General features: G+C 39.5%; 26 protein-coding genes, 1 riboswitch and 1 other annotated feature. Of the genes, 2 read left to right on the plus strand and 24 right to left on the minus strand.

The features are described from left to right. The 20 genes from G573_RS11020 to G573_RS0108105 all read right to left on the minus strand — a co-directional run. Positions 1 to 86: BMC domain-containing protein (locus G573_RS11020; RefSeq protein WP_037586854.1), on the minus strand; the 86-nt coding region annotated here is incomplete at its 3' end. Positions 87 to 102: 16 nt separating this feature from the next. Beyond that, positions 103 to 1,569: an acetaldehyde dehydrogenase (acetylating) gene (locus G573_RS11025; RefSeq protein WP_051175732.1), complete on the minus strand. Its 1,467-nt coding sequence runs from the start codon at positions 1,567 to 1,569 to the stop codon at positions 103 to 105. Position 1,570: 1 nt separating this feature from the next. Continuing rightward, on the minus strand, positions 1,571 to 2,113 hold the full coding sequence (locus G573_RS0108020; protein ID WP_027976241.1) for a BMC domain-containing protein: 543 nt from the start codon (positions 2,111 to 2,113) through the stop codon (positions 1,571 to 1,573). 14 nt (positions 2,114 to 2,127) lie between these two features. Beyond that, positions 2,128 to 2,781, minus strand: a complete 654-nt coding sequence (gene eutL / locus G573_RS0108025; RefSeq protein WP_027976242.1) for an ethanolamine utilization microcompartment protein EutL — start codon at positions 2,779 to 2,781, stop codon at positions 2,128 to 2,130. Positions 2,782 to 2,797: 16 nt separating this feature from the next. Next, a complete protein-coding gene (eutC, locus tag G573_RS0108030; protein ID WP_027976243.1) occupies positions 2,798 to 3,694 on the minus strand; it encodes an ethanolamine ammonia-lyase subunit EutC in 897 nt (298 codons plus the stop codon). 19 nt (positions 3,695 to 3,713) lie between these two features. Further along, the gene (locus G573_RS0108035; protein WP_027976244.1) at positions 3,714 to 5,081 is read right to left on the minus strand and encodes an ethanolamine ammonia-lyase subunit EutB; all 1,368 of its coding nucleotides are present in this window, start codon (positions 5,079 to 5,081) and stop codon (positions 3,714 to 3,716) included. Between the two features lie 39 nt (positions 5,082 to 5,120). Then, positions 5,121 to 6,542, minus strand: a complete 1,422-nt coding sequence (eutA, locus tag G573_RS0108040) for an ethanolamine ammonia-lyase reactivating factor EutA (RefSeq protein WP_027976245.1) — start codon at positions 6,540 to 6,542, stop codon at positions 5,121 to 5,123. Between the two features lie 12 nt (positions 6,543 to 6,554). Next, a complete protein-coding gene (locus G573_RS0108045; protein ID WP_245543145.1) occupies positions 6,555 to 7,991 on the minus strand; it encodes a sensor histidine kinase in 1,437 nt (478 codons plus the stop codon). A 1-nt stretch (position 7,992) separates the two neighbouring features. After that, the gene (locus G573_RS0108050) at positions 7,993 to 8,559 is read right to left on the minus strand and encodes an ANTAR domain-containing response regulator (RefSeq protein ID WP_027976247.1); all 567 of its coding nucleotides are present in this window, start codon (positions 8,557 to 8,559) and stop codon (positions 7,993 to 7,995) included. 29 nt (positions 8,560 to 8,588) lie between these two features. After that, positions 8,589 to 8,933: a BMC domain-containing protein gene (locus tag G573_RS0108055; RefSeq protein WP_027976248.1), complete on the minus strand. Its 345-nt coding sequence runs from the start codon at positions 8,931 to 8,933 to the stop codon at positions 8,589 to 8,591. Positions 8,934 to 8,936: 3 nt separating this feature from the next. Further along, positions 8,937 to 10,085, minus strand: coding sequence for a 1-propanol dehydrogenase PduQ (locus G573_RS0108060; RefSeq protein ID WP_027976249.1), 1,149 nt, complete (start codon positions 10,083 to 10,085; stop codon positions 8,937 to 8,939). A 108-nt stretch (positions 10,086 to 10,193) separates the two neighbouring features. Further along, complete coding sequence (locus G573_RS0108065; protein ID WP_027976250.1) at positions 10,194 to 10,775, minus strand: cob(I)yrinic acid a,c-diamide adenosyltransferase; 582 nt, start codon at positions 10,773 to 10,775, stop codon at positions 10,194 to 10,196. Further along, positions 10,775 to 11,209: a EutP/PduV family microcompartment system protein gene (locus G573_RS0108070; RefSeq protein ID WP_027976251.1), complete on the minus strand. Its 435-nt coding sequence runs from the start codon at positions 11,207 to 11,209 to the stop codon at positions 10,775 to 10,777. Before G573_RS0108070 ends, G573_RS0108065 begins: the two co-directional genes overlap by 1 nt. Positions 11,210 to 11,213: 4 nt before the next feature. After that, positions 11,214 to 11,558, minus strand: coding sequence for a BMC domain-containing protein (locus tag G573_RS0108075; RefSeq protein WP_027976252.1), 345 nt, complete (start codon positions 11,556 to 11,558; stop codon positions 11,214 to 11,216). Between the two features lie 201 nt (positions 11,559 to 11,759). Continuing rightward, positions 11,760 to 11,908: riboswitch (adenosylcobalamin (AdoCbl) riboswitch) on the minus strand. Between the two features lie 230 nt (positions 11,909 to 12,138). Further along, on the minus strand, positions 12,139 to 12,432 hold the full coding sequence (gene rpmA, locus G573_RS0108080) for a 50S ribosomal protein L27 (protein WP_027976253.1): 294 nt from the start codon (positions 12,430 to 12,432) through the stop codon (positions 12,139 to 12,141). Between the two features lie 21 nt (positions 12,433 to 12,453). Next, on the minus strand, positions 12,454 to 12,789 hold the full coding sequence (locus G573_RS0108085) for a ribosomal-processing cysteine protease Prp (RefSeq protein WP_027976254.1): 336 nt from the start codon (positions 12,787 to 12,789) through the stop codon (positions 12,454 to 12,456). An 11-nt stretch (positions 12,790 to 12,800) separates the two neighbouring features. Then, positions 12,801 to 13,115 carry a 50S ribosomal protein L21 gene (rplU, locus tag G573_RS0108090; RefSeq protein ID WP_027976255.1) on the minus strand — a complete coding sequence of 105 codons (315 nt, stop codon included), beginning with the start codon at positions 13,113 to 13,115 and terminating at the stop codon, positions 12,801 to 12,803. Positions 13,116 to 13,149: 34 nt separating this feature from the next. Then, positions 13,150 to 13,223 (minus strand) — a sequence feature (ribosomal protein L21 leader region). Between the two features lie 105 nt (positions 13,224 to 13,328). After that, the gene (locus G573_RS0108095) at positions 13,329 to 14,528 is read right to left on the minus strand and encodes a CapA family protein (RefSeq protein ID WP_037586858.1); all 1,200 of its coding nucleotides are present in this window, start codon (positions 14,526 to 14,528) and stop codon (positions 13,329 to 13,331) included. Between the two features lie 267 nt (positions 14,529 to 14,795). Continuing rightward, complete coding sequence (gene thiI, locus G573_RS0108100) at positions 14,796 to 16,013, minus strand: tRNA uracil 4-sulfurtransferase ThiI (protein WP_027976257.1); 1,218 nt, start codon at positions 16,011 to 16,013, stop codon at positions 14,796 to 14,798. Between the two features lie 242 nt (positions 16,014 to 16,255). Continuing rightward, the gene (locus G573_RS0108105; RefSeq protein WP_027976258.1) at positions 16,256 to 17,398 is read right to left on the minus strand and encodes a cysteine desulfurase family protein; all 1,143 of its coding nucleotides are present in this window, start codon (positions 17,396 to 17,398) and stop codon (positions 16,256 to 16,258) included. A gap of 128 nt (positions 17,399 to 17,526) precedes the next feature. Here G573_RS0108105 and G573_RS0108110 point away from each other — a divergent pair, with 128 nt between their 5' ends. Together G573_RS0108110 and G573_RS0108115 are read left to right on the plus strand one after the other, a co-directional pair. Next, a complete protein-coding gene (locus G573_RS0108110) occupies positions 17,527 to 17,994 on the plus strand; it encodes a DUF6556 family protein (protein ID WP_027976259.1) in 468 nt (155 codons plus the stop codon). Between the two features lie 124 nt (positions 17,995 to 18,118). After that, positions 18,119 to 19,372 carry a bifunctional folylpolyglutamate synthase/dihydrofolate synthase gene (locus G573_RS0108115; protein ID WP_027976260.1) on the plus strand — a complete coding sequence of 418 codons (1,254 nt, stop codon included), beginning with the start codon at positions 18,119 to 18,121 and terminating at the stop codon, positions 19,370 to 19,372. Between the two features lie 17 nt (positions 19,373 to 19,389). Here G573_RS0108115 and gorA read toward each other — a convergent pair whose 3' ends face one another. From gorA to G573_RS11030, 4 genes are all read right to left on the minus strand, one after another. Further along, complete coding sequence (gene gorA / locus G573_RS0108120) at positions 19,390 to 20,742, minus strand: glutathione-disulfide reductase (RefSeq protein WP_027976261.1); 1,353 nt, start codon at positions 20,740 to 20,742, stop codon at positions 19,390 to 19,392. A gap of 234 nt (positions 20,743 to 20,976) precedes the next feature. Then, complete coding sequence (locus G573_RS0108125; protein WP_027976262.1) at positions 20,977 to 22,620, minus strand: GBS Bsp-like repeat-containing protein; 1,644 nt, start codon at positions 22,618 to 22,620, stop codon at positions 20,977 to 20,979. A 189-nt stretch (positions 22,621 to 22,809) separates the two neighbouring features. Beyond that, the gene (locus G573_RS0108130) at positions 22,810 to 23,736 is read right to left on the minus strand and encodes a glycosyltransferase family 2 protein (protein ID WP_027976263.1); all 927 of its coding nucleotides are present in this window, start codon (positions 23,734 to 23,736) and stop codon (positions 22,810 to 22,812) included. Beyond that, the gene (locus G573_RS11030; RefSeq protein ID WP_051175734.1) at positions 23,733 to 25,469 is read right to left on the minus strand and encodes a hypothetical protein; all 1,737 of its coding nucleotides are present in this window, start codon (positions 25,467 to 25,469) and stop codon (positions 23,733 to 23,735) included. Before G573_RS11030 ends, G573_RS0108130 begins: the two co-directional genes overlap by 4 nt.

Here is a 25,469-nt window from a genome sequence, read left to right on the forward strand (position 1 = left end):
ACATTGGCTGCCTTGACCATTGCGTCAGCAGCTTCAATAGCTGCTACCAAACCTTTGGTTTCAATCATTCCTAGTGCATTATTCATTATCTTTTCCTCCTATTTATGTATTAAGTTTATTGATAACTCTTTCAACTAATAAATTAATGAGCTGCTCCTTAGAAAGATCTTCTCCAGCTATATTTGAAGATTGTTCTCCCGCTGCCCCGCGGATATCTTTCATCGTGCGAACACCCTGAACAACACGCTTAATATTAATTAAATTAAGTGGACTGATATTATCAGAAGTTGAACTTCCTCCAACAGCTCCGCAGCCCAACGTCAAAGCTGGAAACAAGTTTGTCGTTGCACCGATGCCGCCTAAAGTTCCCAGCGTATTAACCAGCAAACGTGATACTGGCTTTTCTAAAGCAAAAGCTTTAATAATATCATCATTTTGTGAATGAATGGTCATGGTATGTCCAGCTCCTTCATTCGTCAAGATTTCACAGCACAAACGGCAGGCATCCTGCCAATTATCAACTGTGTAAAAGGCTAGTATCGGTCCTAGTTTCTCACGAGAATAAGGTATTTTGTTTCCTACCCTGGTTTCTGGAGCAATAAGAACGGTAGCATCATTCGGCACATGCAAATTAGCTAATTTGGCAATAGTAGCAACATCTTTACCAACAATTTGAGGATTCATGGTACCGTTATCACGCAGAATAAATTTTGCCAGCCTTGCAGACTCTTCTTTATCTAAAAAATATGCTTTTTGCTTCTTTAATTCTGCAATGACTTGATCTTTAATTTTATTGTCTGTGATAATTGACTGCTCAGACGAACAGATTGTCCCATTATCAAAGGTCTTTGATTCAATAATATTTTTTACTGCGGTTGCGATATCTGCACTTGTTTCAATATAAGCCGGACCGTTGCCAGGGCCAACACCGATTGCTGGTCTTCCCGAAGAATATGCTGCCTTTACCATGGCTGAACCACCTGTTGCCAGAATTAATTTTGTCAAGTCGCTTTTCATCAGCTCTTCAGTTCCGGACATCGTTAAAGTAGTCTGAACACTGATGGCATCAGCCGGACAGCCAGCCTCAACAGCTGCAGAACGGATCAAATCAACCGTTTTGTGAATACAGTTTTTTGCAGCTGGATGGGGTGAAAAAACAATGGCATTACCTGCCTTGAGGGCAATTAGCGATTTATAAATAACTGTTGAGGTAGGGTTGGTTGAAGGAATGAGGGCAGCAATGACACCTATTGGGACTCCAATTTCTGTAAGCTTCTGCTCTTTATCTTCTCGCAAAACGCCTACTGTCTTCATATTTTTGATAGCTTCAAAGACCCTTTTTGAAGCAAACTCGTTTTTGATTACTTTATCTTGCCACTTACCAAATCCTGTCTCTTCAACAGCCATCTTTGCCAGCTCTTCACGGTTATCAAAACCCGCTTTTGCAATAGCTTTGCAGATACTGTCAATTTGTTCCTGACTCATTTGGGATAGCTTTTTTTGAGCTGCAGTTGCCTTTCGCAATAAATCGCGTGTTTCCTGAATAGAAGCTAAATCTTTATCAAGCACATTATTCAACTCCTTTTTCTCTTAATTTTTGCACTAAGGTTTGCTTATTAGCAAACTTAATTTCTTTTTTTGTTATGGATTCTAATTCTAAAGCATAGGCCAAGGAACGCAGTTCTGTTACTTTTAAGTCCTCAAGCCGCTCAATCTTTTCACGATTGATTCTTTTTAAAAACTGAGTATAAATTGATTTGATGCTGTTTCCCTGACTGATCGATACATTTTCAGGAGTTTTTTGAATGTTAGTATCCATTCTTTCAATAGACTTAGACAATGATTGCAATATCATCTTTTCAACTTGAGGATCGAGATTGGCAATGACATTTGAGCTAATATAGCAATTCATTTTACTGACCGACTCCCTTGCACTTTGTACCGCTTCCTTAATGGCTCCGACATCACCAAATAATTCCACACTTGTCAAACCGCCCTTTATCGTACTTTGATTCACAATATGCACCTCAGCAGTCTTAACGGCAACATCAGCAGCTACAATTGACCCCAGCAATCCTCTGACTTCAATCATCCCTAAAGCATTTTTTACCACTTGTCATCACCCACTTAATATTTAATAGGAGCATTTGCTACATCAGTCACTGCTTCTGCGAATGCTTCGCAGGCAGCTTTACAAGCAGATTGTGTTCCTGTTAGTAGGGCCCCAGCAAAATTTGTTTCTGAAGGGGGACCATAAAAAATTCCTAAACGGACCTCAGCAACCTTCAAAGCTGCATCAAGCGCTACAATAGCCTCGGCAGGAGGGGCTATAAGATAAGCAATTGCCTGTCCAACTGAAACATTTGCTGCTTCAGATAGATAACTGCCGCTCCTTGAGATACAGTGAGCAAAATAAGGAATAGAGTTATCTTCATTGGCACTGTAGAAGCTTGCTTCTGACTCTATAACACGAACTGCCGCTTCCAAACCGCTCTTTACTTCCGAAGGACTTGGTCCGGCCAAAATGCCTATTACTTCACCTGCTAATTTGGTTGATGCATTATTAGCACCAGCATACATACTTCTGCCATAAACTACTTCAACTTCAGCTGCCTTGGTGGCTTCATCTAAAGCTACATAGGTCACATCGTCACAGTCAGAAGTAATAATACCCAAACTTTTTTGATTTTCTTTTAAATCTAATGCCTCTATCAAACCTGCATCTGCATTAGAAATAACTTGGACACTGAGCACCTCAGCACCTAAACGTTCTCCTATCATTAAGTAACCTCCTTTCTTAGTACAAATCAACACCAGACTTCTTGGCATCCAACATCTTCTGTATTGTATCAGCAATGTAGGCTCCGGCTTCTACAGCAGGAGTTCCACCACTGTGAATATTAGAAATAACCGTACGTTTTGCTTCTGCTAAACCAGAATGAGGACGGTAAGCCATATAAGCACTCATTGATTCTGCAGTTGCTAATCCAGGACGTTCTCCAACCAATAAACAGATAACCTCCGCATTGGTGATATCTCCGATTTGATCCATTGCCGGAACTCGACAATATTTTATAAATAAAATGTCTCCTATTTCTAAATTATGATTTTGCAATCCCTGTTTTAATGAAGGCAATACCTGCTCAATATTAGCCTCAATAGCTGCAGAACTCAGACCATCACCAACTATGACAGCAACTTTAGCATTTGATTTGATGGTACTGCGGATAATCTCTGCATTTTCATCATCAAATTTTCTGCCAAAATCCGGGCGTGTCAAATATTCATCCTTATCTTTGCAAATTGTCTTGACAGGAATAAAATTCATTTTTTGGATGAGGGACTCATCAACATCACTGAACACAGCATCTTGGGCAGCTGCATGATCCAGACGAAAACGCAGCATTGGTTCTGTCAAATAACGTGTTCCTGTACGCCACAGCCCGACACGCGCCGGTGTTTTTGCCTTTAATTTTGCAAAAGCTTCCTTATTTAAGGGAGTTGGAACTAAATACTGATCTTGAATTCGGATGGCTGAGATATCCGGCAGCTCCTCATCACTGACATCAGTCTTAGAAAGAGAACTTGTTTTTTGTTTTTTCAATGTCTCGTCTGTCTTAATATCACCCTTATTCTCTGCTATAACTTCTGAAAGAATAGTTTGAATCATGACTTTTAATTCTTGGTCATTCACAACTTTCACCTCCCAATTTTTATTTAGTTAAGAAGTAAGAACCATCACCGGCCTTATCTGTTAATTTTCCATTTTCCATAAATCCATGCTTTTCCAGCCATTCTTCAAACTCTTTAATAGGACGCTTATTTAATAATTGCCGAATGGCTGCTGCTTCATGGTAGCCCGTTGTTTGATAGTTCAGCATGATGTCATCACCATTTGGAATTCCCATAATATAATTGACTCCTGCTGTTGCCAGCAAAACAGTCAGATTTTCAGCATCATTTTGATCAGCTTTCATATGATTGGTATAACAGATATCACAGCCCATTGAAATACCTGTTAGCTTACCCATAAAATGATCTTCTAAACCAGCACGAATAACCTGTTTAGCATCATATAAATATTCTGGACCAATAAACCCTACAACAGTATTCACCAAGAAAGGATCATATCGTTTGGCAAAACCATAACAACGTGCTTCCATCGTTACTTGATCCGTTCCGTGATTAGCATCAGATGACAATTCAGAACCCTGTCCAGTTTCAAAATACATTAGATTAGGGCCGGGAGCCGTTGACTTTTTCTTGGCAAGCTCATAAGCCTCATCCAGCATGGATGCCGAAATCCCAAATGCTTCGTTGCCCTTTTGAGAGCCAGCAATACTTTGAAAAACTAAGCCAACCGGTGTTCCTTGCTCCATTGCCTTCATCTGAGTAGTCACATGAGAAAGAACACAGTGCTGTGTTGGCACTTCCCATTCCTCAATAAAATCATTAAAACGATTTAAAATACGCTTTACTGATTCCAAAGAATCGTCTACAGGATTCAGCCCTATAAGGGCATCACCTGCTCCCATTGATATTCCTTCAAATGTTGAAGCCATAATACCATCAATATCATCTGTTGTATGATTAGGCTGCAGACGTGAACTAAAGGTGCCCGGACGGCCGACCGTCGTTTTACAGGTCTTTTCAATAACCATTTTGCTTGCTGCTAAAATCAAATCCAAGTTTGACATAATCTTACAGACTGCAGCCACCATCTCCGAAGTCAATCCATTGCGGATCATATGAATATCATATCCAGTTGTCGTATCCGCTAGCAGCCATTCACGTAAATCTGCTACTGTCCAGTTTTTAATTTTGTCAAAGATGGTCAAGTTAGTCTGATCAATAATAATGCGCGTAATTTCATCATTTTCATAAGGAACAGCTGGATTATTGAAAATATCATTTAATGTCAAATGGCTTAAAACATATTTTGCAGCTATTCGTTCCTGAGCATTAGCAGCAGAAACACCAGCTAGTTTGTCACCTGATCGTTCTTCATTTGCCTTATTCATCACTTCCTTTACTGATTGAAATTCAAAAGTGTCACCTGCAAATCTTGTTTTTAAAATCATAATATCCTCCTTTTACATTTGTATCATTTGAAGGTGTTATCAACTAAAGACCAATGTTTTCACTACCACCGGCAAAACTTCTCCATTAGCAATCGGCTCTCCAATATCAATATAATCGCCGTTTTCGGCAATAACACGGTCAATACAGATTAAGTAATTTTCTTCCTTTAATTTTGCTTTTAAATAATGTCCCAGTGATTTAGCCATATCATTTTCTACGACAACAACAATTGGAAAACCCTCCTCTCGAAGAAACTGACTGCCTTCATAAATCGCATCGCCAAGATTCATGATATTTTGATAGGTTGGATTTTGATAGCCAACAAAACTTAATGCACAGTTTTGTGGATCATCTGAATTGTGCCATAAAATTTTTTCTTTAATCAGTGCCGGCAATTTTTCCTGATCGTTCGCCTCTGCTATTGAAAAGCTGACTACTGGCAAGTTTTTCAATGGAATGGCATCTTTATCGTAAGCTATTGTACTACCGGAAATATCCATCGTATGAGATCCTGCACCAACTACAGTCGCGCGAATTGTCTCAGCAGTTTTTATAACGTCATTATCCTGGTAAAGCGATGATGCTTTTAGCCTTTTTCCAAAAATTGGGCCAATGTCCCCATATTGGTAAGGAGATAAATTATTTTTGATACAGTCTGCTACTCCTCCTGAAAAAGAAATATGAGTAATCTTGTCATAATTGTCTAAACTAAGTCCCTTATTTGTTATTAAAAGATCGTAATATTTACTCTTTTTACCTTGACCTATAGCGTTGCTCAGTACTTGGATAAAAATATCAATAACAGCATAAATTTCATTTAAATTTGGAGCATCTCCTTCTTTCAAAGACAGTCCCTCACTGTCAATCATTTTTTTCACCTTGGGAGCTATATAGGAAACCTTCCCCTCTTCATCAACTTTTATTTGACGACCGCCAATATCAAAGCATCCCGTATCAAGAATATCGCCATCACGGAAAACGACTATGTTTGTTGTTCCCCCTCCAATATCTAAATTAGCAACCAAATTATGATGCTCTAGGCTATAACTGTAAGCTCCGCTTCCTTTTCCAGCTATAATACTTTCCAAATCAGGACCTGCTGTCGCTACAACAAAGTCTCCGACAAAGCCACTAAGAGCATCTGCGACATTCTTAGCATTCTCTTTTCTAGCTGATTCCCCAGTAATGATAACTGCGCCCGTTTGAATATCTTCCTTGTGAATATCAGCTTTTTTATATTCCCGAACAATAAATTCTTGAATTTTTAAACTATCAATGCGATTTTGAGCATCAATCGGTGTTATGATAATATCACTTTTATAAATCACCTCTTTATCAGTAATGACAACACGCGGAACTGTAAAGCTTGATGCCATATTTTCAAAAGTAATGATTGATAAGATCATTTGTGTTGTCGAGGTGCCTATATCTATCCCAATACTTAATAATCTTTCGGCCAATCTGATACCTCCCTAATTGGAAATCGTTTGATCAAATGTTATCTTTACCACTGTTCCTCCTTTTTCAGGGAAACTAAAGGAGCAATCTCCCTTTAATTTATCTACTGTGAATGCCTTTATCAATTGAATTCCCAGCTTGTCATCATCAATGGCATCATAATCAAAACTCACACCATTATCCGACACTGTCAATTCTATATGAGAATTGACTTTAGTTAAGCTAACAGTAATTTTAGGCTTATCAATTGTTTGGTCAAAAGCATGTTCAAATGAATTTTGCATAATTTCATTTGTAATCAGTGCAATAGTAACAGCCGTATCGCTGTTTAAAACAAGCGAATGATCCAAAAATGTTTCTAAAATGATATTGTCATCATCAATATAAGCTCTTTTTAAATGATTAATAACTCGATCTAAAACTAATGATAATTGAACCTTGTTGCTCTTTTGCTTTGAAAGCAATTCATGTATGGCTGAAATCGCCATAACTCTATTAATAGATTCGCTTAGAACTTTTTTTGCCTCTTGACTTTTAACCCTTCGGGACTGCAATCTCAAAATGGATACAATAGACTGCAAACTATTTTTGACACGATGATGAATTTCTTGATTTTCAATCTTAGATACTGTATCTGAAAGCTGTCTGTCAAATTCCGTCAATATCATGACATACAAATTGTTTTCTACTAAGCGAATAGTTTTCTGGATGTAAGTTTTTTGATTAATATGGACAACTCTTTCTAGATAAGTCTTTCCTGTTTGAGAAAATTCTTTTTGCACACTGTCAAAAGAATCGAAATCCAAGGTGACATTATTGTAATGCAGCTTTTCAAGACGATTAATATAGCCAAATTCCTTGTACTTTCTTTTCGCAGCTTGATTGCAGCGAATCAATGTTCCATTCTTATCAAAGATCAAAACAACTTCTCGTAAATAGTCAAAAATCGTATTATCAATAGAATTAACCTCAGATACCACACCGCTGAACATATTAATATGGTCGGTGGAGTTGCCCAAATCAAATGTATCTAATATCTGCGAACTGATATCTTTTTCTGTAATAATAACACCAATAATACGTCCATTTGAACGAATTGGTGAGACCTCCTGCTCAATAAATTTTCCTTCTTGAGTCTGTGCATACAAACCAAGCGAATGCCGCCCCGTATCTAAAGTCCTAAGTACACCGGGCTCATCTTTGCGAAAAGCTAATTCACCTACAACAGTATGATTATAATTGGAAGAACATTGAGAAGGGAGACGATGAAATACAACCAAGCCCTCGCTTGTAATCCGATCGCGAACATCAATAAAAACATCCTTATCTTCATTACTGCAGTCTTGTAAAATGGAATCTCTAACTAATTCTAAATAGCGAATATCCTGTTCTGTCAGATCTGTCTGATTTAAACAAAGAGTTCTTATTTCTTCAAAATATGTATATGCCATCTCATTCACCAATTAGTATTCTTGAAAGTTCACTCATGGTTAAACGTTTTTCCATAGCTATTGTTCGTAACGTTTTGTAAGCCTCATCTTCTGTTAATTGCTTTTCAGACATCAACAATCCTTTGGCACGATCAATATATTTACGATCTTCTAATTTCCCTTTTAATTCTTCCAATTGTTGATCTAATTCTTGATAATTCCGTCCATTAGCAATTGCCAATTCAACAGCCGGAATTAAGGATCTTTCATCAATTGGTTTGACTACATAGCCTTGAGCGCCAATTTCGCTGGCTGTTTTCACTAATTCTTTATCGCTGTAAGCTGTCAACAGTAAAACTGATAAAGCGTAGTTGCTGCTGATTATTTTTTTGGCAGCTGATAAACCATCTAATAAGGGCATTTTCACATCCATAATCACCAAATCAGGATTATAATCTTCACACAGTTTTACTGCCTCAATCCCATCCTTAGCTTGAGCAACAACATCATAACCTGCATTAGTTAACATTTCACTAATATCTAAACGCATAATTGTTTCATCATCTGCTATTACTACTTTATATACCATATGCTTTTAATCTTTCACTTTATTATTGCTTATGAGATGCTCAACTCCACTGTATCGAATCCCATATCATTTTTTAATACCGATTGCATTGCTTCTAAACCATATTTCACAGAGCTGTAACTGCCGACAATAGCTAAAGAACCCGAAAAACGATCTAAAAAACCTATTTCAACCTCTGCGCTTTTCATCGCAATATCAACTGCAATGATCGCTGCTTCACAAGGGGTAACTGTAGCTAATCCAACAGCACAGTCCTCAAAGCCGGCAATCCCTAATTTTTCATAAACTTCCAAATCAGGGTGAGCGATCAAATGTATAACAGTCATTTGCTTTCCCGGCACATACTCTTGGATAATTCTCTCTTTTTCTGTCATTATCTAATAAGTCCTTTTTAATAACATTTCTAAGTCAGAAATATTCGGTTTTCTAGGATTTGTTGGTGTACAGCGATCCTTTAGTGCTGCCTGAGCAATAGCTGCTGTTGCTTCTGCATACTGCGATGCATCAATACCAAATTCACTGAACGTTTGCGGCATCTCCAATTGCTTTAGTAAGCGCTGAATATTTTGGGTTAACTGCTGAACTGCAAATTGAGGATTCTTAACGGTTACACCAATCATTTGGGCTATCTCGCTATACCTTTTCAGAGCTCTGTCTGTTTCCGGACAGCGCTGACTGTCTATAAGACCTGCATTGTAAAGAATGACATTTTTTAACAAAACACCATTAATTCTGCCATGCACCAAGTGAAAGGTACCACCAATAGCATGCGCCAAGCTATGGTTAATACCCAGTGAAGCCATCGTAAAAGCCAGACCTGCAATTGTTGACGCCTGATGCATCTTTTCTCTCGCTGCCCGATCCTTTTTTCCTGCTGCATAGGCTTTAGGCAAATTTTCGAAAACCAATCTGATAGCTTTTTCAGCTAAAGCATCAGAAAAAGGTGAGGCATTCGTAGAAACATATGCTTCAATGGCATGCGTTAAAACATCAATACCAGTATCTGCTGTAACAGCTGGCGGCAGCTCCATTACTAAATCAGTCTCAAGCAAAGCCGCATCAGGCAAAAGATCATCTTCTACCAATGGATACTTTAAACCTTTGTCTTTATCAGTAATAACAGCAAAATCTGTTACTTCTGATCCTGTTCCGCTCGTTGTTGGAATAACCACAAAATAGATAGAGCTTCTATCAATCTGGGTATTCACCTTACAAGCAAAATAAACAATCCCTTTGGCCGCGTCAATCGCTGAGCCGCCACCTATTGCTATAATTACTGTCGGAACAGTTTCTTCAAAAGTTTTAATTCCTGCAATGATATTTTCAATCGGTGGGTCAGGAACAACATCTTGAAAAACAGTTACAGTATTATTTATAGCAAGAGTTTCTTTAATCTCTGCAAAATTTGGTAAAGAAGAAATAAAATGATCTGTAATAATAACAATTCTTTCATTGACCATCTCCTTTAAATAGTCCAAAGCATGATCTCCAAAAATAATCTTTGGAACAAGATTAATTTCTTGCATCTTTAACCTCCTCATAAATAAAGTAAAAAAAGCGAAACCATCCTTACTTACAATTGGAAAGTTTCGCTTCATTGCGTTTTTACAGACATCATTGTCATTATAATTTCTTTAATTGTCAAAAATATCATTTTTAGTAATTTCTTTGTGGAACACCTTGCCGCCGCGATCGTATAAGGTATCAATCTGATGATCCCACTTGTTAATCGCTCTAGCCAATGCATAAAAATAATCAGATAAACGATTTACAAATTTCAAATCTTCAGGGAACATATCATTAGTCCACTGAAAAGCTACAACAGCTCTCTCAGCCCTTCGGGCTATTGTACGGCAAACATGAAAAGCACTGCCGGCAGGAGAACCACCAGGTAAAATAAAGGACTCCACTTCATCAGGAATTATTGAATAATCATCTATCCTAGATTCCAGCCATTCAACTTCATGCTGCGTAATTCTTTGACTTTTCATAGAAGGATCAGCTAGGTCGCTGCCACAGTCAAAAATCAGCTTTTGAACTGTAAACAACTCGTCAAATAGACTGTCATTATCCAAAAAACTCATGGCAAAGCCTAAAAAAGAATTAAGTTCATCCAGTTCCCCATAAGCAGTTACCCTAGTACTATCTTTAGCTAATTTTTCACCGCCAATAACTTTTGTGAATCCCTTATCGCCAACTCTTGTGTAGATTTGCATCATTTCACCTCGCTCAAATACTTTCTTAATTCATCTAAACCATCACCTGTTACAGATGACACTTCAAATATTTTTTCGGTACCTGCAAGCTCCAATTGCTTGCGGGAATGTTTGAGCTCTTCTTCTGATGCTATATCAATATAAGTTAAAACCCCAATAACAGGTTTATTGAAACTTTGTGCATAATTTGGTGAATAAACTTGCTCCTTTGCAGTTGCATTCAAAACAAATATCAGGAGAGAAGCATCCTGTGAAGTCACCTGTAATGCGATATTAAAATGCCTATGCTGGACAAACTCACCTGGAGTGTCAATAAAATCATCAGTATAAATAACATCCTGAGTTTTGTTATAAACCAGCTTTTCTTCAGTTAGTCTTTGAATTAAAGTCGTTTTCCCATGGCCAATCGGCCCTAACATCATTATTCTTGCCATTAATCTATGACCTTGTAATATTACAAACGGAAAAACTCATCAACGTTTGAAGTTCAGTCAATACTTTAGTCATGCTGGATTCTACAGCAGACACATCACCAATAACACAGACCGAGCCGCTGAAGCGATCAACAAATCCTATTTTGACATTTGCCTCTTTTTTAGCAAAATCAACAGCAATAACTGCAACATCACTTGGAGTAATAGTCAAAATTCCCATGGCATTAGCTGCTTTATCTCCTAATCCCAATTTTATAAATAATTTATCATCAGGATGAGAAATGATATGTGCCAGAGTGACCTGCTTTCCAGGGACTGATTCAAAGACTTTACGTGTTTTTTGTTCCAATGAGCTTTCACCTTCTTATAACCAAAATTTTGTAAAATAAAATCACAATTTAAAAGCATAGCATTATGCCATAAATTGTGAGTCTTAATTTATAGGTAATCAAAAAATACTTCGCCTTTGAATAATTATTGAAAACACTTCTAAAATCAAGACTTCAATTTTGTATTACTAAAACAGTCATGCATCATTGCACAATAAACCATTATTTAAACTTCTTTTTCCGCGAAAAAGTTCAAATATTATAGTAATAACCTTCAAAGACCTGACTCCAGCTAACGCTGATTACAGTGGCGGGACCGTATTGGAATTTAACCAAACTTCCATGAAGTGTTATACAATTATCCATTTATATTGACATTCTATCACAAGCTGAAAGCGATTGCAACAAAAAACTGAGAAATAAAAAACGAAAGATTCCCCTGAAATCCTCTTTGCTCTCATGTCCAAATCCTGCTAAAGCAGACTTTGTCAAAAAAATTATAACTCTCAGCTCCTATTAAAGCTGCCACCTTCAACAACCCCATGTAACCTTTAGGGGCAGAACGCAAAAAAACCTGCATAAAAGCAGGCTTTCTTTTATTTATTTTGCGATTGGGTAAACAGATACTTGTTTTTTATCGCGGCCTTTGCGTTCAAAGCGTACCACACCTTCAACCTTAGCAAAGAGTGTATCATCTCCGCCGCGGCCTACATTAGCTCCCGGATGGATATGAGTTCCGCGTTGACGGTAAAGGATTGAGCCGCCTGAAACAGTTTGACCGTCAGCAGCTTTAGCACCAAGGCGCTTGCTTTCTGAATCGCGTCCGTTAGATGTAGAACCGCCACCTTTTTTGTGGGCGAAAAGCTGCAAGTTAGCAAGATTCATTTTTAACATAATGTTGTATCCTCTTTTCAATTAATTTTCGATGACCCTGACAGCTACAAATTCTGATGAATTTTCTGCCAAATTGGTCATACCTAAGAGAAAGCTTTCAAACAAAAGCTGAACTTTCTCATCTTTTTTGTGTGTCACATGTGAAAGATCAATCTTCATGTAACCACCATCAATTTCATTTAAATCTAAAGCGGCCTTACAGTCTGTCAGAGCTTCAAGTGAATTAACAAAATTCATCGCTAGGGCTGAAACAGCTGCACAGACAATATCAAAGCCATATTCGCCGCTGCCGGCATGTCCGGTCAGCTGGATACTCTCCAGCAGATTATCATGACGAATAAAGGTTGCTTGAATCATAAAAAGAAAGATTAAGCGTTGATAGCGTTGATAACAACTTTTGTATAAGGCTGACGGTGACCTTGTTTACGATGGCTGCCTTTTTTAGGCTTGTATTTGAAAGTGACAACTTTCTTTTGTTTACCTTGTTTTTCAGCAGTACCAACAACAGTAGCTCCTTCAACAATCGGAGTACCGACAACAGTTTTGTCGCCGCCGACAAGAACAACTTCGTTAAATGTTACTTCTGATCCAGCTTCAACATCAAGCTTTTCAACGTAGATGGTTTGTCCCACTTCAACTTTAACTTGTTTTCCGCCAGTTTTAATAATTGCGTATGTGCTCATTATGCACCTCCTATAAAATATTGTTTGAGGTTTCCCTCATGTGAAGACTCGCCTTGCACCGTGAGTATAAAACTGCTTGGAACGGTGTTCGTGCGGTTGCACAGGATGTGCATTTAGTCAACTTTTATATTGTAACATGTTTATCTTTTCATTTCAAGCAAATAATCTAAATTATAAGGCATTTTTAGGCAGCTTGTTTTATAGAAATAGGAGCTACCATTTCAAGTCCACCAAATCCGTCATTTCTCGATAGGCGGTGTCAGCTTTGGCCTTCATCGCATCATCCAGCTTATGCCGGTACTTACCGCCCTTAATAAAATCTTCCAAAATCAAAACTCGGTAGTCCTTATATTCATAGCCTTCAGCACCGACTTCGCCTTTTCCCCAAGACCAGACCATGGTCGGGTGGGCTTTAACCGTTTTGATAGCTGTCTTACCTGCTTTTTTCTCAAACGTAACATCCATAAGCAGCCCGCGCTCTGTCCAATAATTTTGCAGATTTTCATAGGACTGGTTAGAGATAAAATTGCCCATAGAATAGATAATGAACTTCTTCTCTCCATCTTTTTTCAGGGTTTCAGACGGCTCTGCTACATGCGGATGACCTCCGAAAATAACATCTGCTCCCCATTTAACCATCTTATGGTAAAGTGTCTTTTGCTCTCCCGTCGGCTCAAGAGCATATTCCGTTCCCATCTGCGGCATAACAATGGTGACATCTGCTTTCTTTTCGGCTTCTTTCAGTTCGGCCTTTATTTTCTTTTGATTGAGATTGGAAAGATGAGCTGCCCGCTCTTTTTTCGTCAGGTTGGCTTCCATACCGTTATAGCCGTAAGCATAACCCAAAATAGCTATTTTGATCCCATTGACAGTTTTAATCAGAATTCCCTCTTTAGCCCGATTTTTCTTGTAAATGCCAATAGTATCCAGCCCTAAGTCATTAAAAGTCTTTACTGTATTCAAAGCGCCTGACAGCTGAGAATCAAGAATATGATTATGAGCCAAGTCAACAACATCATATCCGGTATCCTTCATGGACTGGGCAGCAGCCGGCGGCGCATTAAACAAAGGATAGCCGCCCAAAGGAAAGTCCGCACTGATAGTTCCTTCAAAATCTCCAATGGCAAGGTCTGCTTTAGAAATCCACTCTTTAGCATATTCAAAGTAGGGATTGAAATCGTAAGAACCGTCACTTTTTCGGGCACTCGTATAAAGGATATCATGATAGAGAATATCGCCATTTGCCACAACACGGGCCGTTTTAACCTGATCACCGGTGCCCTTTCTCACTTCATTTTTATCTTTGTCCATAAAATGATAGATCAGAAGCAATAGCAGCAAAAGCCCGAAACCGACTGCCAAAACAAGCGTTTCTTCTTTTTTACGATCCTTTATAAACCTTTTCTTTTCCATCTTTATCACCTCTCCAGCAAGAGAAACCGACGGTGCAACAGTTTTTATTTATTATATCATAATTTTTTCTGCCTCATAAAGAGACCACAAAATCCAAAAAAGAAAAACTTGCTCTTACATTTGATTAAAACTGCTGCTCTTTTAAATGTCAAGATTCAGTTCACAAAACGGTTAGTTAAACCGGCAGCGTTTAAGCTGCTATGGGATAATTCACCTTAGTGAACATAAAAAAGGCCGGAGCACTCCGGCCTTGCTGCCCAAACAGGATTACAATAAATCAGCAATCAAATCATCTACTTCATCAGTTTCTTGCGTCTGGGGTGTTATTTCTGTGACCTTAATGCCGGCCACTGCACGCGCAACCAAGCCATCAACGTCCAGTCTGGATTCATATTGTTCAACATTTTTAATCTTTGGATTGGTTTTTGGCCGATCAGGGGCAAAAATCGTACAGCAGTCTTCAAAAGGCTGAATGGAAATATTAAAGGTATCGATTTTTTCTGCAATATCGATAATCTCAAGCTTGTCCATGGTCACAACCGGTCGGATAACAGGCGTCGCGGTCACCGCATTAATGGCCTGCATGGATTCCAGAGTTTGGCTGGCAACCTGACCCAGACTTTCTCCGTTAATGATCACCAATCCTTCCCGCTTCTCACGGATACGATCCGTAATCCGCATCATAAAGCGCCGTGTCAGAGTCATCAGATAAGCCTCCGGTGCTTTGGCTTTAATTTCTTCCTGAATTTCCGTAAAGGGGACTTCGATAAATTGGATGTTGCCGCCAAATTTAGTCAGCTTACGGGTCAGATCATGAGCTTTTTTAAGAGCACCCGGACTGGTGTAGGGAGGACTGGCAAAATGAACAGCTTCAATATCAACACCGCGCTTCAAAGCCAGATAGCCCGCAACCGGTGAATCAATACCTCCCGACAGCATAAGCATGCCCTTACCGGCAGTACCTACAGGCAGGCCGCCGGCTCCCTTAATATTTTCATAAGACAGGTAAGCCGCCTCCTCGCGAATTTCAACCTTGAGGGTAATATCAGGATTTTTCATCTGAGCCTGTATCTGCGGCAAAGCCTCAAAGACAGCACTGCCCAATACTTGGTTGAGCTCACGGCTGTCAAGTTCAAACTGATGATCACTCCGTTTACTTGAAATCTTAAAGGTTAGTCCGTCACGGTAAAGACTGGTCATGATTTCCTGCACAGCTTTTTCCAAGACAGCAACATCCTTTTCAACCTTGTAAGAAGGAGAGAACGCCTGAATACCAAAAATCTGTTTAAGCGATTCGGCCACAAGATGATAGTCCGTTCCATTTAAATACACATGGGCACGGTCCCGGTCTGCTGCTACTCTGACTTCCGGATAAACCGATAAGACATGTTTCATATTTCGTTTTAATTGATTGATGAAACGCATACGGTTTTTGCCCTTGGTAGACAGCTCTCCGTAACGTACCATAATTTCTGAATACTGCATCATATATAAAGTTACAAAGACCCTCAAAATTAAGGAAACCACTTCTGGCACAGCTGAGATTTTGCTGCAGCGCTGCCTGAATTTCCAAACTTTTCGGGTCGTGTTCAATTCCTTTCTAAAAATACAAAAGTTAAAAAATATCCGGGGAAGAAGAAAGTCTTAGTCACCCTGAGTTATAGAAATCTTCTCTGCTTATCCAGCATCTCTGTTTCCCCAACCTTGCAGGCTTTGAAACAGACCTTTTACCGGACTTTTCTGGTTTGCTGGTAAATGTGTTTAAAAATCGTTAAAAACTGTTCAGCCTGGCTCATATCATTATCATCGTCCAGACTGATCCGAACAGCGGTCTGAGCCAATTTGGCAGGGATTCCCATCGAAATCAGGGTACCTGCAGGTTTGCCCGCTTTCGATGAGCAGGCGCTGGTTGTCGATACATAAATATCATGATCTTCAAAAGCATGTACCAGAACTTCACCGCGGACACCCTTAATACCAAAAGTCAGAATACTAGGCGCAAATTGCTCCTTCCCTGAAAAAAGGATGACATCATCATAGCCAGACAAACTGTCTGCAAGGGTCTCTTTGATTGCGTGAAGTTTTTTTTGTGCTGCTGCTTCTTTATCAAGCACCATTCTCAAAGCCTTGGCAGTTGCCGCAATGCCAGCCACGTTTTCAGTCGTGCTCCTAAGGCCTGCTTCCTGTCCGCCGCCATTTAAAAGAGGCGAAATCCGCTTGCCTGCTTTTTTATAAATAAAGCCTACACCGCGTACCGAATGAAACTTATGACCGGAAAAAGTTGCAAAATCAACACGGTCAGTCAAATAAGCTTCTTTGGCCACCTTGCCAACAGCCTGAACAGCATCCACGTGGAAAGAAATGGTCGGCTTATCAGCCAAGAGCTTAGATATGGCCTCAATCGGCTGAACAGAACCGATCTCATTGTTAACGGCCATGACAGAAATCAGCGTTGTCTCAGGTCTGATCAAGTCAGCCAAAGCCTTGACATCAACAAATCCCTTAGCATCAACAGGAACAAAATCAACTTCAAAGCCCTGACTTTGCAGCCACTTGGCAGATTCTTTGACGGCCGGGTGTTCAATATCAGAAACGATAATGTGTTTGCCGTAGTGCTTTTTCTCAAAAGCGACACCTTTAATGACCCAATTATCTCCTTCCGTTCCGCCGGACGTGAAAAAAATCTCCTCAGCAGACGTGCCCAAAAGATCTGCAATCTGCTGTCTGGAAGCTTGTAAAATCCGTGCTGCCTGACTGCCCAAACGGTGCAGACTGGAGGGATTTCCAAAAACTTTAGCCGCTGCTTCCTCATAGGTTTTAATAACCTCCGGATAAGGAAGCGTTGTCGCTGAATTATCAAAATAAATCATATTATCACCTTTTTAAATACAATAGCTACATTATATCATATTTCCCTATACTTCTTTAGAAAATAAGAACGACTTTTTTATGGCTTTTTTAGGGAAAAAGCGTATAATATTATAAAAAAGGAGGAAACATGGCAAACAATTATTCTCGTCGTCAACAACCCAATAAAAAACTGAAAGAACAAAACCGCAGACGCCCGACCGAACATATCAAAACAGGCTTTTCAGCCCTTCAAAAGACAGTTGCTATTGTCGCTGGGGTTCTGGGTATTATCACAGCCTTGATTACTATCAATAATTACCGCAACAATGCCAACAGCGATAAAAACGATACGACTTCTAAAACCACTATTATCAAAGAAAAAGAAGTCGATAATCAAGATGCAGGCAACAGCGGCAATGCTGATGGTGCTCAGGCCGGCGAAGCTGCTGACAGCAACGCTGCCGGCAACAGCAACAATTCTGCTGCTCAAAATCAAGCGGCAACGACAGTCGCAGACGACAGCAATGCTGCCGGCAACAGCAACAATTCTGCTGCTCAAAATCAAGAGGCAACGACAGTCGCAGACGACAGCGACAGCAATGCTGCTGCTCAATAATTTCAAAAGGCGGGAAATATCAGTTTCCAGCCTTTTTATTTTGCCCAAGCTTTGTCATCTTTTGACCTTGTTCATCAGAGATAATGATATAATAAAATGAATCAAAACTATCAAAGGATAAGATATGAACTATCAGCAAACACTGGAGTGGATCCACTCTTTCAAAGCCAATGGACGCAGGCCTGATTTAAAACGGATGGCCTTTCTTCTTGAAAATAGCGGCAATCCTCAACAAAACTTAGCTGCTGTTCATATCGTCGGCACCAACGGCAAGGGGTCTACCGTCAGCTTCCTCCAGCATATACTGACTGAGTCCGGCTATAAAACAGGCACCTTTACTTCTCCTTTTATCACCCGTTTTAATGAACGCATGGCGATTAACGGACAGCCTATTTCTGATGACGAACTCATTTGCTTAGCTGCAAGAGTAAAGCCTGTCATTGAAAAATTGCAAAGCACTTCTTCACTCGGTCAGCCAACGGAGTTTGAAATCATTACCTTCATGATGTTTGTTTATTTTGGACAAATCAATCCAGTCGATATAGCCATTATTGAAGCGGGCATCGGAGGACTGCATGACTCTACCAATGTTTTCAAGGCTTTAGCCCTTGTCTGTCCTTCTATCAGCAAAGACCATACCGAAACACTGGGCAACAGTTTGACAGAAATTGCACAGCAAAAACTCGGTGCACTTGACAAAAAAGTGCCTCTCATCTTTGGACCGATGCCAGATGAGCTCAAGCCTGTCTTTTACCAAACTGCTCAGCAAATGCGAAGTCCTGCTTATGAATTTGGAAAAGATTTTTCAATTAGTGAGAAGGACAAAACATTTGATTTTAGCAGTAAACTGGCAGCTATTGCCGATATTCGTTTGAAAATGCCGGGCCGCCATCAAAAAATCAATGCCAGTCTGGCTGCCATGACCAGCCTCATTCTTTCTCAAAAGTTTCCCAAAATGACGCCAGCTGTCATAAGAACTGGGCTTCAGTCAGCCCTATGGCCGGGGCGGAGCGAATTGATTACAGACAATCTGCTGCTTGACGGCGCTCACAATGAAGACAGCATTAAAAAGCTGATTCAGCTGCTCGAGGACGAATTTCCTGACAAAACAATTCATATTCTCTTTGCCGGCCTGAAAAGAAAACCGCTGGAAGAGATGCTGAAGCTCCTTGCCTCCTTTAATGTTACACTGACCACTTTCTCTTTTTATGGAGCTCAGCCGCTGCAGGATTACCCTGACGGCTATCCCAAGATACAAGACTACCGTGCCTGGCTGAAACAAGCTGAGAAGTCTGACGACCTCTTTGTCGTAACGGGCTCCCTCTATTTCATTTCAGAAGTCAGGAATTATCTGCTTAAAAAAACAAGGTCCAGCTGAACCTTGTTTTTTAATTCTTAACGCATGGTGACAAATTCTTCAGCTCCTGTTGGATGAATGGCCACTGTATTGTCAAAATCAGCCTTGGTAGCTCCCATCTTAATTGCGACAGCAAAGCCTTGGATCATCTCATCTACACCATAGCCAATGCCGTGCAAACCGACAACTTTTTCATCCGGTCCAACTGTTACCAGTTTCATCTTGCAAGCTTGACGATGGCTGGTAATCGCTGTGTACATGGACGTGAAGGTTGATCGATAAATCTTTACTTCCTTCTTGCCGTATTTAGTAAGGGCAGCTTCTTCTGACAGCCCAACTGAACCGATAGCTGGGTGACTGAAAATAACCGTCGGCACATTGGTGTAGTCTAATTTTTCTTCAGGCTTATTGTTGAACAGACGCTCTGACAGACGGCGGCCTGCAGCTACTGCAACAGGGGTCAGCTCCAACTTGCCATTGACATCGCCCAGTGCATAGACCCCTTCAACATTGGTATTTTCAAATTCATCCGTGGCAATAAAACCTTTTTTAGTGAGGGCAACACCTGTTGCTTCTAAATTAAAGCCCTTGGTATTTGCCTTGCGCCCAATTGCCCAAATCAAAGTATCAACAGTATATTCTTCCCCATTTTCCAAAACCAAAGTCAAACTATCATCAGCATTCTTAATGACTTCTTTCGGTACAGAAAAAGTATGCAGTTCAGGGCCGTCTTCTTTCATACTGTCAACCAGTGTCTCAACAATCTCCTTATCAAATTTTCGAAGGGGACGGTCACGGCGAACAAAGAGGTGCGTCTGACTGCCTAAGGCATGGAGAACACCGGCTAATTCGACAGCAATATAGCCGGCACCAACAACAGCTGTACGTTTAGGAACGGCATCTAATTCAAAAAAGCCATCTGAAGTAATGCCGTATTCCTTGCCCGGAACATCAGGAAGAAGCGCGTGCCCGCCCGTCGCAATTAAAATGTGCGGTGCCGTATAGCGTTCTCCTCCTGCTTCTACCGTGTGACTGTCCACAAAAGTCGCATAGTCGTAGACACGGTCAACCCCGTTATTGTCAAAACCACGTTCATAAGAGGCGTGGATGCGGTCAATATAAGCCTGACGATTTTTCTTTAACACTTGAAAATCAAAAGCTTTTTCTCCTATATCAAAGCCGTAGTCAGATGCATAGGTATTAATCGTGTCCGCAACCTGCGCGCCGTACCACATAACCTTTTTAGGCACACAGCCAACATTAACACAGGTTCCGCCGACTTCTTTAGCTTCAAAAAGAACAACTTTAGCACCGTGCATTGCAGCACGGTTGGCAGAGGCAATCCCTCCGGAACCGCCGCCGATAACAATATAATCATATTGTTTTGTCATACAAACAACTCCTTGATTTCATAATAGAATTACTGTATCACAAAAAAAATCAGCTGACAATTTTTTGATACTAAAAAAGCTGATAGCTCACCTGCGGACTGTCATAAGCCTGCTCATTAAAGGCAGACTGCTTTCAGATAAGCAGTCTGCCTTTAATGATCTCGCTGCTGATTCAACTAATTGTATTTCTGCAGCGTACGGCTTTTGGCAGCATTGTTGCTTGTGTTGCCTATCTTAGTCCGGATAAATATAGGTAAGACGTCCCCAGTAAGCGGCAGTCGGGTCAAACCAACCGCGAAAGTTGGCAATATACTGCTGGTTCTGATAGTTTGCCTCTTTGACTTGGATACGATTATTGCTGTCCACATGCGTCACATAGGCAACATGGCCGTAACCACCATCATCCCAGCAGGCAATGGCACCTACCTGTGCCTCATTTCCTGTTCTGAAACCTTTAGCACGCGCAGAGGCTGCCCACTGACCGCCATTCCCCAGCCAATTGGGTGCCCAAGGCGCCAGTTCCTTCACTCCCCAAGTGCACTGGCCGACCGGATAGGTGTTGGTCTCACTGATATAGGTTATAATTCTTGGTGCAGAAGGCTCAAGGGGCAGAGGCTCAGCTTGATTGAGCTGCAGATTTGGCAAAATGTGGCCGGCTGTCGTTCCATCTGTGTAATGTATATAGGCGTGAACATTATAACTGCCGCTCTTATTGCCATGTTTTTTCACATCAGCAGTAAGGGAAACCTGTCCGTTTGACAGATGGTCCGATTCATACCAGTGCAGATTAGCTTGATCCGCATCTGACCAGACAGCAAGGCTGATGGATTTGATTACCTTAGAATCGGCAGTCTCCATAACATTGACATCAAAAGTACCCTTTTTTAAATTATGATTGTTGATCGTTATTTGAGGATCCTCATAGGCCGCTATCGCATCAACGTTAAAGGCAGACGAAGCCAGACCTTCTAGCTGCTCATTTCCTAAAGGACCGCTGCCATATAGGTGAAGCTGGTAAGTGCCCAGCTCAAAGTTATGGTTTTTCAAAGTGATCGTCGTCTTAAAAGTACCATCTGCTGCTCTTGCTGCCCGATACCACTGAATGTCATCCTGATCGTTTTTATCACTCCAGACAGGAACATAAATGGAGGTCATGTAAAAAGGAACATTGCTGATAACAACTTCATAGCTTGTGTCCTTCACTTTGTTCAGCTGGTAGCTGGCACTGGGCCTAAGAAGCTGCAAGGTCTGAGCAGCAACAGGCCGCATTTCCTCATCTTCCCTCAAATAGGTATGAATATGATAAGTCCCATAACCCTTGTGACCGTCATAATCAGCCAGAGCGTACCCAGCAGCATCAGCTCCATACCACCGAATATCATCTTGACCTCCCTCATCAGACCAAACAGCAGAAACCAGCTCTCCCTGCCCGCTTGGTTTTAATTTAGAGAATATCTGAATACCATTTTGAGTCAAAGCCAACTGAGGTTCTGACAGCGCTAGCCTTTGCTTTCCCAAATCCACACCATGCCTGCTGCCATCCGTATAGGTCACATAAGCATGAACAGCGTAATCCCCAGCTTTGCTGGCATGATTGGCAGGATCAAAATGAACTGCTAAAGGATCGCTGCCAGTATTATAAGCTGAATACCACTGCATATCATCCTGTCCTCCTTCTTCTGACCAAATAGCAACATCTAAAGACTGGATTGTCTTACCATTCAGTGCCTGATCGGCCTTAACATCAAACGTGCCAAATTGTTTATTGTAATGGCTGATCCTTACCTGAGCCTCTTTTGTATCAGCCGCAGCATGACCCGCCATAGCCGCCATGCCCAAAATACTCGTCGCTAAAAGTACTGTTTTAAACTTTTTCACTAACATCTCCCTCTCGTTTTCTCTCACTTACCTTATTCGAAAAAAGAAGGTGGAATTGAGGGGGAGTGAAAATTTCAAAACTAGAATTTTTATTGCTTTGAACATCACAAAAAAAGAACTATTTCTAGTTCTTTATATTGAAATGTTTATATATTACAATTAAGAAAGGGATTTTTGCTAATTGATGAGTTACCCCTTTTCTTTAATAATATAAACAGGTCTTTTTTTTGTTTCTAGGAAAATCTTTGCGATATATTTCCCAATAATTCCCAAAGCCAATAACTGTAATCCACCAATGAAAAGAATAATAGATACGAGGCTGGCCCAGCCTGTTACAGCATCTCCAAACAAAAGTTTTCTACAAACGATAAATAAAATACTGAAAATGGAAACAATAAAAGAAACGGATCCTGTCCATGTTGCTATATTCAAAGGTGCTTCAGAGAAATTGATAAAACCATCCATAGAATAGCGCAGCAAACTCCAAAAACTCCATGACGTTTCTCCAGCTACTCGATCACGATTCTCATAGGAAATGTAATAAACATCATAACCAACCCAAGCAAATAATCCCTTTGAAAAGCGATTAACCTCATTCAATTCCAAGATACTATCAACAACTTGACGTGTCATTAAGCGAAAGTCTCGCGCACCATCAACCATTTCAGTACTTGAAATTTTATTAATTAACCAATAAAAAGTCTTGGCAAAAAAGGATCGAATAATAGGTTCTCCCGTTCGATCAGCACGACGAGTTCCCACAACATCATATCCCTTTTGAATATTTTGATACATCTCTACAAGAAGCTCTGGTGGATCTTGAAGGTCAGCATCCATCACAGTAACAAAATCACCATCTGCTGCTTCTAAGCCTGCCAGCAAAGCAGCTTCTTTTCCAAAATTTCTAGAGAAAGAAAAATAATGGACATTTTTATAGGTTTCCGCTACTTCTCTTAACTTTTCCAGTGTCTTATCTTTTGAACCGTCATTGATAAAAATATAATCAAATAACAATTCATGAACCATCTGAGCTTCGACTCTTTGACAAGCCTGTAGAAAAGAAGATATTGTTTTTTCCTCATTGTAACAAGGAATGACTATTGATAATTTTTTCATAGTTCTTCCCTCTTATTTCGTAAAAAAGATATAAAAATGTATCCAAGCAGTGAAGACCATCCCATAAATTCTATTGTAAAACCTATAATTTGCATTTTTGTTTTTTGGTAAAATATTTTAACCTTACCGCTGGTTTTAACTTTGATAACAGCTCTGCCATCATATAAAGCTTTTGTATTAGTTTTAGGTTTGTGTAAACGCTTATAATTTTTTATTTCATTCTTAGATAAACGCTTATTAATTATCTTTGGATTACTTCCAGATGCTCCATCAGAGTATTTTGCAACATAACCTTTATACCAAATTCTAGGTAAAATAATATCATTATTTGAATTTTTATCTTTTATTTGGTATTTAAATTCTAGAGAATTATATCTGTTTCTAACATTTGAAATACTAATATTGTTTTTATCAAAGTTAAATTTATTGAGTGAGTGATCTCTTACATGATTGTGATTAATACTCAAATTAAAGTACTCATCTCCCGAAGTATCGTATGTCGTTAAAGAAGGATGAGTAAAAGCATTAATCCCCTTGGTATTTTGTTCTCTCATTACATTAATATTAGTTGTAGTCAAAGCATATTTTTGTGCATAATTTGCCGAATTTGGAGTAAACCTGACTGGAAACCAAAAGATATAAAACAATACTTGAATACAAGCCAAAGTCAATACAGTCGATTGTTTACATGATGTAGTTATTGCCATGAAAATTAAAATGGGCAAGAAATATGTTAACCTGCTAGTATATTGCAATGTCGCTAAAAAGGAATATTTTAAAATATCTTCCCATGGCAATATTCCCGATGAAATGGTAAAAATTACAATAACGATAACAACAAGTTGTTTAGAGAATCGAGTAAGTTTCTTAAATATCAATAGCAGGAACAGTAAAAATATCAGAGAAATAGGAAACATGTAATTCTTGATAATTACAAATAAATCATCTTCTACCATTAATGCTGACGTTGGGAAAGGGAAGTCTCTCAATATCCACGAAACAAAAAATAACTGAGATTTACTTTGCTCTAGATACTGTAAAATGAACCCTGCTGACAAAGCTAAAGCTATCAATAAGGACAAGAAGAAAGACAAAATCACTTTTTTAGTAATTTTTTTATAATTAATAACGACAAAAATAAATGATGTTATAGCTAAGACTACGGTTGAAATAATATGAGTTTGAACCAGCAATGCTACTGTAATTCCCAGTGGAATTGGATTAAATTTGTCTAAATAAAATACCTTATAAAGACAAAAAATCAAGTATGGCACCATAAATACTACCGCAGTCATACCAAAACCAAAAAATGGATAGCTTGCAGAAACTGCCATTGCAAATGCTAATGATTTGGGCTTACTTTTCGTTATCTGGTATAAACTATAATAGGATACCCATGTCGTTAAAATAACTAAAATAAAAGCGAAAGATGTAAAAGCCATTGTTGCAACTTTTGTTTTCAAAAAGACCAAGGCTGGAATGTAAAAAAGCCAATTTCCATAAAACATCGGAACAGGGTAACCAACTCCAAAACCATACAAAAAGTTTAGATTAGGCAAAAAATCATTATGGCTAATTGATTGAGCTAATCCTAATATTCTGGCCATATGAAAAGGGTAATCAAATATTTGGCTATTAGTATTAATTGAGATATAAGAAATTCCCGTGAAAATAACTGAATAAACTAATAAAACAAAGTAACTATTACATATTATATTTTTTGTCTTGTTCAA

It is taken from the genome of Streptococcus devriesei DSM 19639 (assembly GCF_000423725.1).
GTDB classification, from domain to species: Bacteria; Bacillota; Bacilli; order Lactobacillales; family Streptococcaceae; genus Streptococcus; species Streptococcus devriesei.

What these genes read in the sequence shown, in the direction of transcription:
- eutL (WP_027976242.1), bottom strand. Translation starts at nt 2,781, where the DNA reads ATGATAGGAGAACGTTTAGGTGCTGAGGTGCTCAGTGTCCAAGTTATT.
- G573_RS0108035 (WP_027976244.1), bottom strand. Translation starts at nt 5,081, where the DNA reads ATGATTTTAAAAACAAGATTTGCAGGTGACACTTTTGAATTTCAATCA.
- G573_RS0108045 (WP_245543145.1), bottom strand. Translation starts at nt 7,991, where the DNA reads ATGGCATATACATATTTTGAAGAAATAAGAACTCTTTGTTTAAATCAG.
- G573_RS0108050 (WP_027976247.1), bottom strand. Translation starts at nt 8,559, where the DNA reads ATGGTATATAAAGTAGTAATAGCAGATGATGAAACAATTATGCGTTTA.
- G573_RS0108055 (WP_027976248.1), bottom strand. Translation starts at nt 8,933, where the DNA reads ATGACAGAAAAAGAGAGAATTATCCAAGAGTATGTGCCGGGAAAGCAA.
- G573_RS0108060 (WP_027976249.1), bottom strand. Translation starts at nt 10,085, where the DNA reads ATGCAAGAAATTAATCTTGTTCCAAAGATTATTTTTGGAGATCATGCT.
- G573_RS0108065 (WP_027976250.1), bottom strand. Translation starts at nt 10,775, where the DNA reads ATGCAAATCTACACAAGAGTTGGCGATAAGGGATTCACAAAAGTTATT.
- G573_RS0108070 (WP_027976251.1), bottom strand. Translation starts at nt 11,209, where the DNA reads ATGGCAAGAATAATGATGTTAGGGCCGATTGGCCATGGGAAAACGACT.
- rpmA (WP_027976253.1), bottom strand. Translation starts at nt 12,432, where the DNA reads ATGTTAAAAATGAATCTTGCTAACTTGCAGCTTTTCGCCCACAAAAAA.
- G573_RS0108085 (WP_027976254.1), bottom strand. Translation starts at nt 12,789, where the DNA reads ATGATTCAAGCAACCTTTATTCGTCATGATAATCTGCTGGAGAGTATC.
- rplU (WP_027976255.1), bottom strand. Translation starts at nt 13,115, where the DNA reads ATGAGCACATACGCAATTATTAAAACTGGCGGAAAACAAGTTAAAGTT.
- G573_RS0108095 (WP_037586858.1), bottom strand. Translation starts at nt 14,528, where the DNA reads ATGGAAAAGAAAAGGTTTATAAAGGATCGTAAAAAAGAAGAAACGCTT.
- thiI (WP_027976257.1), bottom strand. Translation starts at nt 16,013, where the DNA reads ATGCAGTATTCAGAAATTATGGTACGTTACGGAGAGCTGTCTACCAAG.
- G573_RS0108105 (WP_027976258.1), bottom strand. Translation starts at nt 17,398, where the DNA reads ATGATTTATTTTGATAATTCAGCGACAACGCTTCCTTATCCGGAGGTT.
- G573_RS0108110 (WP_027976259.1), top strand. Translation starts at nt 17,527, where the DNA reads ATGGCAAACAATTATTCTCGTCGTCAACAACCCAATAAAAAACTGAAA.
- G573_RS0108115 (WP_027976260.1), top strand. Translation starts at nt 18,119, where the DNA reads ATGAACTATCAGCAAACACTGGAGTGGATCCACTCTTTCAAAGCCAAT.
- gorA (WP_027976261.1), bottom strand. Translation starts at nt 20,742, where the DNA reads ATGACAAAACAATATGATTATATTGTTATCGGCGGCGGTTCCGGAGGG.
- G573_RS0108130 (WP_027976263.1), bottom strand. Translation starts at nt 23,736, where the DNA reads ATGAAAAAATTATCAATAGTCATTCCTTGTTACAATGAGGAAAAAACA.